Source organism: Actinotalea subterranea, assembly GCF_008364845.1.
GTDB classification, from domain to species: domain Bacteria; phylum Actinomycetota; class Actinomycetes; order Actinomycetales; family Cellulomonadaceae; genus Actinotalea; species Actinotalea subterranea.
In genome coordinates, this window is the sequence record NZ_VTTP01000005.1 from 128,533 (window position 1) to 141,948 (window position 13,416).

The following is a 13,416-nucleotide window of genomic DNA, read 5'->3' on the forward strand; positions in this document are numbered from 1 at the left end:
CCGACCTCGGCGCAACCCGCCGCGCGTCGCAGGCACGTGTGACGATGGCGGCGTGCGCTACGCCATCGTGAGCGGGGAACCCGCGCCCGACGAGCGGATCGTCACGACCCGCGCGCCCGTCGAGCTGCACCGCACGCTCTCGGCGCTGCGGCACGGCCCGTTCGACCCGACGTACCGCGCCGAGCCCGACGGGACGCTGTGGCGGGCCACCCGGCTGCGCTCCGGCGTCGCGACCCTGCGGCTGCGGCAGCACGCGCCCGCGACGTTCGCGGCGAGCGCCTGGGGGCCCGGCGCCCCGGAGGCGCTCGCCACCCTGACCGCGCTGCTCGGGGACGACGACGGGGCCGAGTCCTACGACCCGCCGCCCGGGCCCGCACGTGACGCCTACCGGGCGTGCGCGCACGTGCGCATCCCGCGCAGCGGCCGCGTCATGGAGTCGCTGGTCCCCGCGATCCTCGAGCAGCGCGTGACCAGCCGCACGGCGCACGCGGCGTGGCGGTGGCTGCTCCTCGCGCACGGCGAGCCCGCGCCCGGCCCCGCGCCCGAGGGGCTGCGCGTGCCGCCCGACCCGCGGACCTGGGCCAGCGTGCCGTCCTGGGACTTCCACCGCGCCGGCGTGGACCCCAGGCGGGCGCGCACCGTCGTCGCGGCCGCCCACCTCGCCGACCGGCTCGAGGAGGCCGTCGACATGACGCCCGACGCCGCCCACGCCCGGCTGCGTCACGTGCCCGGAGTCGGCCAGTGGACCGCGGCGGAGACCCTCCAGCGGGCGATCGGCGACACCGACGCCGTGCCCGTCGGCGACTTCCACCTGCCCGCGCAGATCGGCTGGGCACTCGCGCGGCGCCGCGTGGACGACGAGGAGATGCTCGCCCTCCTCGAGCCGTACCGGCCCCACCGCTACCGCGTCATCCGGCACCTGCTCCTCGCCGGCCTCGCGCGCGCGCCAGGGCGCGGGCCGCGGCTGCCGATCGAGGACCACCGGCGGCGGTGACGGGTCAGGCCTCACCCGGCGAGGAGGGCCCGCACCGCTCGCGCTCGGCGCCTGCCGGGCGCCTGGCGCGCACCTGACGGGCGAGGTCTCACGCTCCGTCGTGGACTACCGTCGTCCGCGATGGTCCCCCGCAGACATGACGCCCCGTTCCCGACGTGCACACGGGGCACACCTTGACCGGCCCGCGCACGGCTCTCTTCAGCCGCCTGACTCCCGGCGGCCAGCGCAACTTCGCCGACGACCTGCGTGCCGAGAACGCCGGCGCGATCCTGCTCCTCGTCGGCACCGTCATCGCCCTGGCGTGGGCGAACTCGCCGTGGAAGGCCGGCTACGCGGCGCTGGGCGAGACCGTCGTCGGGCCCGCGGCACTGCACCTCGACCTGACCGTCGCGCAGTGGGCGACCGACGGGCTGCTCGCGATCTTCTTCTTCGTCGTCGGGCTCGAGCTCAAGCGCGAGATGGTCGACGGGCAGCTCCGGCGGCCGTCCACCGCGATCGTGCCGATCCTCGCCGCGGTCGGCGGGATGGCGGCGCCGGCGGGTCTCTACGCGCTGGTCAACGCCGTGAGCGACGGCGGCTCGATGCACGGCTGGGCGATCCCGGTCGCGACGGACATCGCCTTCGCCGTGGCCGTCCTGACCGTCTTCGGCAAGCGGCTCCCGACGGCGCTGCGCGCGTTCCTCCTGACGCTCGCCGTCGTCGACGACCTCCTCGGCATCGTGGTCATCGCGGTCTTCTACGCGGAGGGCCTCGAGCTCGCGTGGCTCGGCGCGTCGCTCGGCGTCATCGCCGTCTTCGCGGTCCTCGTGCGGCGGCGGACCACCGCGTGGGTGCTCGTCCCGCTCGCCGTCGTCGCGTGGGGCTTCATGCACATGTCCGGCATCCACGCGACGATCGCCGGCGTCGTCCTCGGCTTCACCGTCCCGGCGCTCGCCCGGGCCGGTGAGACGCAGAGCCTCGCAGAGCGGTTCGAGCACCTGTGGCGGCCCGTGTCCGCGGGGCTCGCCGTCCCCGTGTTCGCGCTCTTCGCCGCGGGCGTGAGCCTGAGCCCGGAGGCGCTCGCCGGCACGGTGGGCGACCCGGCCGCCCAGGGGGTCGCCCTCGGCCTCGTCCTCGGCAAGCCCATCGGCATCCTCGCCGCGACGTTCCTGCTGGTCACGTTCACGAAGGCGTCGCTCGACCACGCCGTGCGGTGGCCCGACCTCGCGGCCGTCGCCGTCGTCGCGGGCGTCGGCTTCACGGTCTCGCTCCTCATCGGCGAGCTCTCGTTCGCCGAGACGTCGCCGCACGGCGAGCACGTCAAGGCGGCGATCCTCATCGCCTCGCTCGCCGCAGCGGCGCTCGGCGCCGCGCTGCTGACGTGGCGCACCCGGGTCCACGTGCGCCTCCAGGAAGCGGACCTCGAGGACGTGCCGGCAGCCTGACCCGGTGAGCCCCGCCCGGGGCGTGTGACAGCGCCGACGGTCCCCTCCGCGCCACGCGCGCGTCGCCACCCGGCCGGTCCTTGGCGTGCCCGCGACATCTGATCCCGCACCCGGCTCCACAACCCGGGGCCGAGCCGCGTCTCAAGGGGGTCAGCACGTCCCGAGCACCTGAGGAGAACCCCATGTCCAGGACCACGAAGCCCACGAAGCCCACCGACCGTCCCCGACGCCGGCTCGTCGCCGTGGGCGTCGTCGCCGCCGGCCTGTCCGTCGCCGGCGCGGGCGCCGCCGCGGCCGTCGCCCCGCACACCTCCGTGGCCGACGCCGTGACGGGAGCCCTCGGGGCGTTCGGCGTCCAGTGGTCACCGGGCGGCGAGACCACCTTCACCCCCGAGGAGCTGGACGCGTTCTGGGCCGCCGGGTACACGGGCGGCGACCTCGAGGCCCTCGTCGACCTGTGGGACGTCGACGCCGTCGAGGCCAAGGCGACGGCCGGCCGGATGATCCTCGGCGGCGAGACCGTGCCGGTGCTCCCCGGCTCGCACCCGGACCCGGCGCCCGTCGTCGGGCCCGACCAGGCCCAGTCCGACGCGTTCTTCGGTGCCGGCTACACGTACGACGACGCCGTCGCGCTCGCCGAGCTGTGGGACGCCGACCCGATCGAGACCAAGGCCACGGCCGGCCAGATGCTCCTCGACGGCGAGACGCTCCCCGTCCCGCCGAGCGGGACCGCCGACACCGCGTCCTGACGGCCCGCCCGGGCACCCGGCCGTCGGCCCGCACCCGGCGCCGACGGCCGGGCACCACCGACCACCCACCTGGTGAGGGAGATCCATGATCGACGCGCCCGCCCTGTCGCTGCGCACCGGCTTCGAGATCGAGCTGCTCGCGCCCGCCGGGTCCGACCGGCAGGTGCTCGCCGACGAGCTGGCCGCCCGCCGGGGCGGGCGCGTCGACAGGTCGTTCCACACCGACAGCGAGCCGTCGGCCGTGCCCGGCGTCGGCGTCTTCCGCCATCTCTCGCCGGCGTTCGACGTCGTCGACGCCGGCGGGAGGCCGGTCGCCCGCCTCGTGGACGACATCACGCTCGAGGCGGACCTCGGGCGTGACCGTGGGGCGGGCGCGCGCCCGGGCCACCGCGGCTGGTACCGGCTCCTGAGCGACGACGCCCGCCTGCTCCGCCTCGTCGAGCTCCACGCGGACCCGGCGGCGCCCCTGTCGAGCGTGCTGGAGCCCGTCGCCGCGCTGTTCGGGGTCCGCGCCCAGGTGTTCCGGTCCGCCGCGCGGGTCAACGACGCGCAGGGCGCGACGGTCGCCCTCGCCCTGCCGCTGCCGGCCGGGCGCGAGCGACCGTGCGAGATCGTCACGCCGCCGCTCACGTCCGGGCACGTCGAGCAGCTCGAGCGCCTGCTCGGCCCGGCGCGGGACCTGGGCTTCACGGTCCCCCACGAGGCCGCCGTCCACCTCCACGTCGACGGCACGCCGTTCCGCAGCCCGGCCGCCTTCGCGAACGTCGTCCGGCTGTTCGGGCACTGGCGGGACGTGCTGTGGGAGGCGCTCGGGACCAACCCCGCGTGCCGCCGGCTCGCCCCCCTCCCGGAGGACCTCGTCGACCTGATCGACCACCCGTGGGAGGACGACGGCGGGCGCACGGGTTGGGAGCGTCTGAGGCAGGCGGCGCAGTCGACCGGCGTGACCAAGTACGCCGACGTCAACGTCACGCAGCTGCTGACCGACCGTCCCGTACGCGACACCGTGGAGGTGCGGATCCTGCCCGGCGCCACGCACGGCCACGCCATCGTGTCGCGGGCCGCCGTCGTCGAGGCGCTCCTGGCCCGCTGCCTCGACCCCGAGCCGCTCCCGCGACCCGGTGCCCGCGCAGCGAGCGACCCGCTGACCGCGCTCGACGACCTCGCGGGGCGCCGATGAGCACCCGGGTGCGGGATCGCAGCCCCGACAGCGCCGAGATCCCGACGGTGCTGCCGGCGCCACCGGTGCGGCTGCGCGCCGTCGACCCGGCACACGCGCCCGACGCCGACGAGGTCCCGCACGCCGACGGCCGGCGTGAGCCCGGCCCTGCCACGGCGCGCCGGCTCGACGACGTCGTCCGCGTGCACCTGCCCGGCCTCCTGCGCTACGCGACGTTCCTCACCGGGGACGGGCACACGGCCGCGGACCTCGTCCAGGAGGTGCTGCTGCGCGCGCACCTGCGCTGGAACCGCATCGCACTCATGGCGCGGCCCGACCTGTACCTGCGGCGCATGGTCACCAACGAGCACCTGTCGTGGCGGCGCAGGTGGCACGTGCGCACCATCGCGCCCGCCGGCGACGACGTCCTCGCCGCGCACGCCGACGTGCAGAGCGATCACGCGCAGCACGTCGTCGAGGACGACGAGATGTGGAGCCGCCTCGCCGCGCTGCCCGACCGGCAGCGCGCCGTCCTGGTCCTGCGCTTCTACGAGGGACTCGGCGACCCGGAGATCGCGGCGGTGCTGGGGACGTCGGCCGCGACCGTCCGGTCGCACGCGTCACGCGCCCTCGCCACCCTGCGTCACTCACAGCCCGCCACCTCACCGGAGAGACGATGAGCACCTTCCCGCACCCCCCGAGGCACCGGCACGACGACGACGTGCACCCTCACCTGACGACGAACGGCGACGAGGACGACCTCGCCGAGCGGATCACGCGCGCGCTGCGGTCCCGGGGCGACGTGTGGCCCGACGCCGCCGCGGTGACGGCGCGGATCGAGGCCCGGCTGGCCGACCTCGCGGACCAGCCCTCCCCCGGGACGTTCACCCGCCGGATCGTGGTGGCAGGTGTCGTCAGCTCGACGCTCGCCGTGGTCGGCACGGGCGCCGCCGCGGCCGCAGACCCGTACTCGGACGTCGCGCGGACCGTCGAGACCGCGGTGCAGGCCGTGGGGATCGACTGGTCACCGATGCCCGCCGGGTACACGCGCGAGCAGCACGACGCGTTCTGGGACGCGGGCTACACGGTGGGTGACCTCGACGCCCTCGTCGACCTGTGGGACGCGGACGCGATCGAGACCAAGGCGAGGGCCGGCCAGATGCTCCTCGACGGGGAGCCCGTGCCCGTCCCCGCCGGGGCCCACAGCGACGGCTCGACCGGCGCCACGGCGCCGACCGTTCCCTCGACGAGCACGAGGGCGCAGTACGACGCGTACTTCGCCGCCGGGTACGACTACGAGGACGCCGAGGCCCTCGCCGCGCTGTGGAGCACCGACACCGACGAGACCAAGACGAGGGCGGGCCAGATGCTCCTCGACGGCGAGACCCCGCCGATCGCCCCGGGGCAGGGAGCCGGGGCGGTGGACGGGCAGGGAACCGGGGCGGCGGACGGGCAAGGAGCCGGGGCGGCGGACGGCCCGGGAGCGCGGGTGGGCGAGGGCTGAGCACAGGACGGCACCGGCTGGGTCGGCACCTGTGGGGCGCCGTCGGACCCGCTCCTCGTGTGATCCACACCACACCCGGCGCGCCTCTCCGCTGCGCGACCCACGCCGATGGTCAGGCACAGGGGCCGCACCGAGGAGGCAAGCATGTCCAGTGCATCACCCCTGCACGCCGGAGAGACCCCGCGCACCGCCCGTCCCGCCCTTCTGGGCAGGGCCTCACTGATGGCCAAGCTCGTCGGCCTCGTGTCGGTCCTGTCCCTGTTCACCGTGGGGCTCGGCGTGTTCGCCTCGCTCCAGATCGACCGGCTCAAGAACGAGTCGGCCGGGCTCGCGACGAGCCAGGCCGAGGTCACGCAGTCCCTCGCCGCGCTCAAGGACGCCCTGTGGGGCGTGCGCAGCGACGCGAACCTCATGGCGGCATATGTCGGGGCGGACAACGCCCCGCAGCTCGAGAAGCTCCAGGCGTCCTACGACGGGTTCGACGCAGCCGCCGAGTCGTTCGCCGCGACTTACACGCAGGCGTACGGCGACGTCCCGACCAACTGGGACGAGTTCACGACGACGTACGCCGCGTACCGCCCGCTCGTCGACGGCGAGTTCATGGACGCCGCGCTCGCCGACGACGGCGTCGCGTGGGCGCAGGCCCGCAAGACCAGCGGCCTCGCGGAGACGGGCGCCGAGCTCGTGGCGGCCCTGACCGCCGTCGGCGACGAGGTCACCGCGGCCGCCGCGGAGGCGAACGTGCGCTCCGAGCAGGAGGCCCACCGGTCCCTCCTCATCACGGTCGCCGTGCTCATCACGAGCGTCGTCGTGGGCGCGACCCTCGGTGTCGTCCTGGCCCGCAAGATCCGCCGGAACGTGCTCGAGGTCAAGCGCGCAGCTGACGCGCTGGCCAACGGCGACCTGACCGTCGAGCCGCACGTGAGCTCGTCCGACGAGGTCGGTCAGACGGCCGCGAGCCTGCGCACCGCGCTCGCCGCCCTCCGCGAGCTCGTCGCGGGCACCGTCGACTCGGCGACGCTCGTCGCGGCCGCGTCCGAGGAGCTCTCGGCCGCCAACACGCAGGTCGCCGCCAGCTCCGAGGAGACGAGCGCCCAGGCGGGGGTCGTGGCCGCCGCCGCCGAGCAGGTCAACCGCAACATCCAGTCCGTGGCGTCCGGCGCCGAGCAGATGGGTGCCGCGATCCGGGAGATCGCGCAGAACGCGAACGAGGTCTCGCGCGTCGCCGCGCAGGCGGTCGAGTCCTCGCACTCGACGGTCGCCACCGTCGCCGCGCTCGGGGAGTCGGCCCAGCAGATCGGCAACGTCGTCAAGATCATCACCAGCATCGCGGAGCAGACCAACCTGCTCGCGCTCAACGCGACCATCGAGGCCGCGCGCGCCGGCGAGGCGGGCAAGGGCTTCGCCGTCGTCGCCGGGGAGGTCAAGGAGCTCGCCCAGGAGTCCGCGCGCGCCGCGGAGGAGATCGCCACGCACGTCGCGGGCAACCAGGACCAGGTCGAGTCGGCCATCACGGCGATCGGGGAGATCCGCCAGGTCATCGCGGCGATCAACGACTACCAGATGACCATCGCCTCCGCGGTCGAGGAGCAGACGGCCACGACGGTCGAGATGACCCGCGGCATCGGCGAGGCCGCCATGGGCTCCGGCGACATCGCGTCGAACATCACGTCGGTCGCGGAGGCCGCCGACACGTCCACCACGGTCCTCACGCAGATGAGCACCTCGACGGACGAGCTCGCCCGGATGGCGTCCGACCTGCGCACCCGCGTCGAGGCGTTCACCTACTGAGCCGCTGCCGAACGGGACGCGACCGCTGGACGGTCGCGTCCCGTTCGCGCACGATCACGGTGTGCCCCGCCCGAGCGGACCCGTCCACGCGCCGGCCGGCCGCGACCTCGTCGCCCACTGGTCGTCGGCGGCCTTCCTCGCGCGCGCGACCGCCTGGGTGCGGTCGGTGCTGGCCGCGCGCGGCGAGGCGGTCCGCGGGGACCTCGTGGCGCACCGGGTCCGGTTCTGGTCCGCCGTGCTCACCGTCCCGACGGACCACGGGACGCGGTGGTTCAAGGCGACCAACCCCGGCCAGGCGTTCGAGGCCCCGCTCCTCGACCGCCTGGGTGACCTCGCCCCGGAGCACGTGGTGCGGCCGCTCGCCGTCGACGCGGCGCAGGGCTGGCTGCTCCTTCCCGACGCCGGCCCCACGCTCCGGGCACACGGCTGCGTCACGACCGAGGACTGGGCGGCGCTCCTCGAGCACGCGGCCGACCTGCAGGCCGCACTCGCCGTCCACCGGCCCGAGCTCCTCGCGACGGGACTGCCGACGCTGCTCCCGCAGGACGCACCCGCGTACGCCGCCGCGCTCGTCGACGACCTCGCCCGGCTGTCCGCCGACGACCCCCAGCACGTCGACACCGAGGAGGCGGCGGCCCTGACGCGTGGCCTGGGCGAGCTCGACACCGACCTGGCGGCGCTCGTCGACCTGGGCGTCCCCGCGTCGCTCCAGCCGAACGACCTCAGCCTGCAGAACGCCTTCGCCCCGCGGGACCGGCCCGGACCGCCCCGGCTGATCGACGTGGGCGACGCGTTCTGGTCCCACCCGTTCGCGGTCCTTCAGGTGCCGACCCGGATGGCGTGCGGCACCTGGCCCGAGCCGCCGCCACGCGACGACGCCGTGGCCGCGCGCCTCCGGGACGCCTACCTCAGCCGGTGGCCGCAGGTCGCCCCGGGCGACCGGCCTACCGTCGCTCGAGCGGCGGACCGGCTCGCGAGCATCCACCGCTGCGAGTCGTGGCGCCGGCTCCTCGCGCACGCCGACCCGCAGCGCCTCGGGGTGCCGACGCCCCGGCTCGCGGACCGGCTCGCCGACGCCCTGCTCAGTAGGTGAAGCGGCCCACGGTCGTCTGGAGCCCGGTCGCGAGACCGGCGAGCTCCGCCACGGCGTCCTGCATCTGCGTGAGCACGCCGGCCGACGTCGCCGCCGCGCTCGCGACACCCGTCACGTTGGCGGCGATCTCACCCGAGCCGGCCGCCGCCTCCCCGACACCCCGCGACATCTCCGCGGTCGTGGCCGTCTGCTCCTCGACCGCGGCGGCGATCGTCGCCTGGTAGTCGCTGATCGAGCTGATGATGACGGCGATCTCCGCGATCTCCGTCGCGGCCTCCGCCGAGTCCGCCTGGATCGCCTCGACACGTCGCGCGATGTCACCGGTGGCCCGTGCGGTCTCCTGCGCGAGGTCCTTGACCTCGCCGGCGACCACCGCGAAGCCCTTGCCTGCCTCGCCCGCCCGCGCGGCCTCGATGGTCGCGTTGAGCGCGAGGAGGTTCGTCTGCTCGGCGATCGCGTTGATGACCTTGACGACGTTGCCGATCTCCTGCGAGGAGACGCCCAGCTTGCCGACCGTGGTGTTCGTCGCGGCGGCGGCGGCGCGCGCCTCGCCCGCGACTCGTGCGGCATCGTTCGCGTTCTCCGCGATCTCACGGATGGCGCTGCCCATCTGCTCCGCGCCCGCGGCGACCGTCGCCACGTTGCGGGAGACCTCCTCGGAGGCCGTGGCGACCACGCCCGCCTGAGCCGACGTCTCCTCCGAGGCGGCGGCAACCTGCGTCGAGGACGCGGACAGCTCGACGGCCGCCGAGGCGACGGTCGACGCGGTCTGGCTCACGTCGGCGACCAGCGCCCGCAGGTTGTCCTGGGCGGTGGCGAGCGAGACGGCCATCGCACCGATCTCGTCGTGCGAGCGCACGTCCGCCCGCACGGTCAGGTCGCCCTCGGCGAGAGCACGCAGCGAGCGGTCGACGGCACCGACGCCGCGCAGGACGCTCCGGGCCGTGGCGAGCGCGGCCAGGACGACGACGATCGTCGCGACCGCCGCCGTCGCACCGAGCAGCACGCGGGCACGGGCGGCCGCGGCGTCGGCGTCCGCAGCCGCCTCGCCGACGCGGGTGTCGATCGAGTCGACGAGCACGGTCGTGTCCTCGAGGATCGTGAAGTAGATCGCGTAGACGTCGCCGACGATGTAGTCGTCCGCCTCGGCCGTCGTCTCAGGTGTGGCCTGCTCGTAGAGCTCGACGACGCGGTCGTCGCCCGCGAAGAACTCCGCCCAGTTCGCGACGACCCGGTCGTAGGCCTCCCGCTCCTGCGCCGTCATGGCGTCGACCGGTGCCGCGGCGAGCTCCTCCTCGAGCCCGGCGGCGGACGCGAGGTAGCCCGCACGGTTCGCGTTCTCGGGGTCGACCGCCTCACGCGGGCCCGCCTTACGGGCCTCCCACGCGTAGGCGGTCTGCCAACCGCTCACGTCGGCGTTGTAGAACTTCATCTCCTGCACCCAGGAGCGCAGCTCGCCGAGCTCGATCAGGCTGCGGGTCGCGGTCTGCATGCTCGCGAGCGCGCTCAACGCGACGGCCGCCACGAGGGCGGCGGCGAGCACGCCGATGCCGCCGAGGGCGAGGAGCTTCGTGCGCAGGCTGCGGGACCGTGTGGCTGCGGTGGCCGACGAGGACATGGGCACCTCCGGTGGGAGCACGCGCCCTGGGGGTGGGCGCGGGACGTCATCTCTCCTATCGGCGGCGTGGCCGCGGGTGTGAGCCCTGTCACCGGGCGCCTCAGACCGCGAGCGCCTCCCGGAGGAACGCGATGTCCTGCGCCTGCCCCTCGGCCGGGGTCTCCACCACCGCGTCGCACCCGGCCTCGCGGACCACGTGGGCGATGAGCTCGGCCGGGATGGTGCCCGTCGCGAAGCCCGCGTGCCGGTCCCGGCTCGACCCCCGCTCGTCGCGCGAGCTGTTGGCGTGCACGAGGTCGATGCGGCCCGTGATCGCGCGGACGCGGTCGACGATGCTCTCGAGGTCCTCGCCCGCTGCCCACGCGTGGCACGTGTCCAGGCAGAAGCCCACGTCGTACCCGCCGATGACGTCCCACAGCATCGCGATCCGGTCGAGCGTGCGCGCGCACGCGTTCTCGCCGCCCGCCGTGTTCTCGACGAGGACGGGCACCGGGAACGTCGCGCGCTCGAAGGTCTTGCGCCAGCTGTCCATGCCGAGGGCGATGTCGTCCCCGTCCCCCACGTGGCCGCCGTGGACGACCAGGCCCTTGCCGCCGAGGGCGGCGGCCGCCGCGGCGTGCTCGGCGATCATCTTCCGGCTCGGGATGCGGATCTTGTTGTTGGTCGACGCGACGTTGACCAGGTACGGGGCGTGCGCGTACACGCCGAGCCCGGAGGCGACGAGCGCCTCGGCGTCGTCCCTCGGGCGGGGCTTCTTCCACCCCTGGGGGTCCGCGAGGAAGATCTGGACGGCCGCCGCGCCGACCTCGGCGGCCGCCGCGACCGGGTCGCCGTCCCGCACGTGGGCTCCGATGAGTGCCATGCGAGCCAGGCTAGACGAGGCGTCCGACGGCGCCCGCTGCTGCCGGGTGGCCCGCGACCCTGCGCGAACCCGCGCGAACGCCCGGGGACGGCGCAGCCCAGCGCCTACCTTGGGAGCATGAGAATCCCCGCACCGCACGGGCACTTGGCTGCCTGATGCGCGGCATCCTGCCCCAGCGGCTGTCCCGATGGATGTACCGCAGCGGCGGACCCAACTGGCTCGCCAGGCCCATGAACGCCCTCGCGGGGTGGCAGTTCCGCCGCGGCATCCTCACGCTCGGCGGCCGGGGCGTGACGGCCGACGTCCGCGGCCGCACCTCGGGCCGGACCATCTCGCTGCCCCTGGTGCTCGTCCGGCACGGCGGCGAGCGGTACCTCGTCTCGATGCTCGGCGAGGACGTCCAGTGGCTGCGCAACGTGCGCGCCGATGCCGGCCGCGCCGTCCTGCACGCCCCGCACGCCGAGCCCGTGCGGCTCGTCGACGTCCCCGTCGCCCAGCGCGCACCCGTCCTGCGCCGCTACGTCGAGCTCGCACCCGGCGGGCGTCCCCACATCCCCGTCCGCGTGGGCGCACCCGTCGAGGAGTTCGCGGCGGTCGCCGACCGGTACCCCGTGCTCCGGGTGGAGCCGCTCGCCGCCGACGCCTGAGCCGGGCGACGCCTGAGCCGGGCGACGCCTGGGCCGGGCGACGCCTGGGCCGGGCCGGCCCCGCTGGTACCCGGCGCGCGGACCGTGGTCCGCTGGGCGACGATGCGCGCACGACGCCGTGCGACGCGTCACCTCGACCCGTGCGCCGCGTCGCCCCGTGGCCGTCACCACTCAGAACGGGGCACGTCCGGCCGAAGGGGAAGGGCACGTCCCTGCCTGCCCTAGCCCCCGAGGACAACCATGGCGCGCACCGCAGCCGTCGGCACCCCCGAGGCCCGACCACCCGCACGCAGGGGTCGGGACCTCTCCCGCCTCGCCACGACCGCCCTGCTCGTCGCGACCGTCGTGTCGATCGTGTGGGGCGTCACGACCATGGCCCGCTCCAACGCGAACGCCCAGCAGGCCTTCGACCAGGCCTCCCTCGCACGCGCCGTGACCGACGACGCGACCGGCCTGCTGACCGCGACGCTCGCCGCGCAGGCCGGCTTGCGCGGCTACCTCGCGACCGAGGACGTCGGGTTCCTCCACCAGTACCGCGTGGGCATCAAGGACATCGGTGTGCGCTCCGCGGCGCTGGAGGACGCACTCGCCGCGGACCCCCACGGCGCCGACGACGGCGCCACCGTCCAGGCCACCGCCGCCGCAACCGTCGACGAGTTCCACGCGACGCTCGACGTGGTGCGGCTCGTCGGGTTCGACGCAGCCCGCGAACGCCTCGAGCTCGGCACGTCCCGGGTGCTCACGGCCGACCTGCGGGCAGCGGTGACGCACCTCACGAACGGCAGCGCGCGCGGCGCCGAGCGGGCCGTCGAGGAGGCCAGCGAGGACCTGCGGCAGAACACGACGGCAGCCCTGACCACCGCGTCGCTCGTCGTCGTGAGCCTCGCGGTGCTCGCCGTCGTGCTGCGCCAGCGGACGACGTGGACCCGCCAGCGCGAGACGCTCCTCGCCGAGGTGCAGCGCCTCTCGCTCGAGGACCCGCTCACCGGGCTCGCGAACCGCCGGGCCCTGACCGCGCACCTCGAGTCCCTCCTCGAACGCGACGCCCAGGCCGACGACGTCGGCGTGGTGTTCCTCGACCTCGACGGGTTCAAGGAGGTCAACGACACCCACGGGCACTCCGTCGGCGACCAGTACCTCGCCGCCGTCGCCCAGCACCTCGCCGCCCGGGTGCGACGCCAGGACTACGCCGCGCGGGTCGGCGGCGACGAGTTCGTGGTCGTGGTCCACGACCTCGCGCGGGGCAGCGGCCTGACCGACGTGACCGCGCGGGTCGTCGAGGCCGTCGAGGCCGCGTCGGCCCAGTGCGTCGCACGGTTCGGTCCGCCCGGGGTCGGCGTCAGCGTCGGCACGGGTCGGCTGAGCGAGGTGCCGCCCGCGCTGCTCGACACCGTCGGCGCGGCCGACGCCCTGCTCGTCCGGGCGGACACCGCCATGTACGCGCAGAAGGCCGCGCACCGGGCCGCCGCCTGACAGGTGCATGCGCCCCCACGTGGGGGATCCACAGGGCCGCGCAGGGACGTCGGTGGCGGAACGTAGGGTGGTGCCGTGCCTTCGACGTCGCGACCGGAGCAG

General features: G+C 75.2%; 12 protein-coding genes. 10 read left to right on the plus strand and 2 right to left on the minus strand.

The window, feature by feature from the left end; translation table 11 throughout:
• Positions 1–52 precede the first annotated feature (52 nt).
• The 8 genes from FZ988_RS10795 (at position 53) to FZ988_RS18545 (ending at position 8,714) form a co-directional block, all read left to right on the plus strand.
• Positions 53–994: a DNA-3-methyladenine glycosylase family protein gene (locus FZ988_RS10795; RefSeq protein WP_246169435.1), complete on the plus strand. Its 942-nt coding sequence runs from the start codon at positions 53–55 to the stop codon at positions 992–994.
• Between the two features lie 173 nt (positions 995–1,167).
• A complete protein-coding gene (gene nhaA, locus FZ988_RS10800; RefSeq protein ID WP_223145105.1) occupies positions 1,168–2,418 on the plus strand; it encodes a Na+/H+ antiporter NhaA in 1,251 nt (416 codons plus the stop codon).
• A 182-nt stretch (positions 2,419–2,600) separates the two neighbouring features.
• Positions 2,601–3,167, plus strand: coding sequence for a hypothetical protein (locus tag FZ988_RS10810; protein WP_188079073.1), 567 nt, complete (start codon positions 2,601–2,603; stop codon positions 3,165–3,167).
• An 85-nt stretch (positions 3,168–3,252) separates the two neighbouring features.
• Complete coding sequence (locus tag FZ988_RS10815; RefSeq protein ID WP_149204038.1) at positions 3,253–4,347, plus strand: amidoligase family protein; 1,095 nt, start codon at positions 3,253–3,255, stop codon at positions 4,345–4,347.
• Positions 4,344–5,006 carry an RNA polymerase sigma factor gene (locus FZ988_RS10820; protein ID WP_149204039.1) on the plus strand — a complete coding sequence of 221 codons (663 nt, stop codon included), beginning with the start codon at positions 4,344–4,346 and terminating at the stop codon, positions 5,004–5,006. The genes FZ988_RS10815 and FZ988_RS10820 overlap by 4 nt, the downstream gene beginning before the upstream one ends.
• The gene (locus FZ988_RS10825; RefSeq protein WP_149204040.1) at positions 5,003–5,830 is read left to right on the plus strand and encodes a hypothetical protein; all 828 of its coding nucleotides are present in this window, start codon (positions 5,003–5,005) and stop codon (positions 5,828–5,830) included. Before FZ988_RS10820 ends, FZ988_RS10825 begins: the two co-directional genes overlap by 4 nt.
• A gap of 144 nt (positions 5,831–5,974) precedes the next feature.
• Entirely contained in the window at positions 5,975–7,621 is a 1,647-nt protein-coding gene (locus FZ988_RS10830) for a methyl-accepting chemotaxis protein (protein WP_223145106.1), read from the plus strand.
• 61 nt (positions 7,622–7,682) lie between these two features.
• Positions 7,683–8,714, plus strand: coding sequence for an aminoglycoside phosphotransferase family protein (locus FZ988_RS18545; RefSeq protein ID WP_188079074.1), 1,032 nt, complete (start codon positions 7,683–7,685; stop codon positions 8,712–8,714).
• Here the strand turns inward: FZ988_RS18545 and FZ988_RS10840 are convergent.
• Both FZ988_RS10840 and FZ988_RS10845 read right to left on the minus strand, forming a co-directional pair.
• A complete protein-coding gene (locus FZ988_RS10840; RefSeq protein ID WP_149204041.1) occupies positions 8,704–10,332 on the minus strand; it encodes a methyl-accepting chemotaxis protein in 1,629 nt (542 codons plus the stop codon). The genes FZ988_RS18545 and FZ988_RS10840 overlap by 11 nt on opposite strands.
• 100 nt (positions 10,333–10,432) lie before the next feature.
• Positions 10,433–11,194 carry a deoxyribonuclease IV gene (locus tag FZ988_RS10845; protein WP_149204042.1) on the minus strand — a complete coding sequence of 254 codons (762 nt, stop codon included), beginning with the start codon at positions 11,192–11,194 and terminating at the stop codon, positions 10,433–10,435.
• A gap of 155 nt (positions 11,195–11,349) precedes the next feature.
• Between FZ988_RS10845 and FZ988_RS10850 the strand changes: the two genes are divergently transcribed.
• Together FZ988_RS10850 and FZ988_RS10855 are read left to right on the plus strand one after the other, a co-directional pair.
• A complete protein-coding gene (locus FZ988_RS10850; RefSeq protein WP_223145107.1) occupies positions 11,350–11,841 on the plus strand; it encodes a nitroreductase/quinone reductase family protein in 492 nt (163 codons plus the stop codon).
• Between the two features lie 240 nt (positions 11,842–12,081).
• Positions 12,082–13,314 carry a diguanylate cyclase domain-containing protein gene (locus FZ988_RS10855; protein WP_149204043.1) on the plus strand — a complete coding sequence of 411 codons (1,233 nt, stop codon included), beginning with the start codon at positions 12,082–12,084 and terminating at the stop codon, positions 13,312–13,314.
• Positions 13,315–13,416 lie beyond the last annotated feature (102 nt).

Bases quoted from the DNA above. Each gene is read 5' to 3' on its own strand.
- FZ988_RS10810 (WP_188079073.1), top strand. From the start codon at position 2,601: ATGTCCAGGACCACGAAGCCCACGAAGCCCACCGACCGTCCCCGACGC.
- FZ988_RS10855 (WP_149204043.1), top strand. From the start codon at position 12,082: ATGGCGCGCACCGCAGCCGTCGGCACCCCCGAGGCCCGACCACCCGCA.
- FZ988_RS10820 (WP_149204039.1), top strand. From the start codon at position 4,344: ATGAGCACCCGGGTGCGGGATCGCAGCCCCGACAGCGCCGAGATCCCG.
- FZ988_RS10850 (WP_223145107.1), top strand. From the start codon at position 11,350: ATGCGCGGCATCCTGCCCCAGCGGCTGTCCCGATGGATGTACCGCAGC.
- FZ988_RS10845 (WP_149204042.1), bottom strand. From the start codon at position 11,194: ATGGCACTCATCGGAGCCCACGTGCGGGACGGCGACCCGGTCGCGGCG.
- FZ988_RS10840 (WP_149204041.1), bottom strand. From the start codon at position 10,332: ATGTCCTCGTCGGCCACCGCAGCCACACGGTCCCGCAGCCTGCGCACG.
- FZ988_RS10815 (WP_149204038.1), top strand. From the start codon at position 3,253: ATGATCGACGCGCCCGCCCTGTCGCTGCGCACCGGCTTCGAGATCGAG.
- FZ988_RS10825 (WP_149204040.1), top strand. From the start codon at position 5,003: ATGAGCACCTTCCCGCACCCCCCGAGGCACCGGCACGACGACGACGTG.
- FZ988_RS10830 (WP_223145106.1), top strand. From the start codon at position 5,975: ATGTCCAGTGCATCACCCCTGCACGCCGGAGAGACCCCGCGCACCGCC.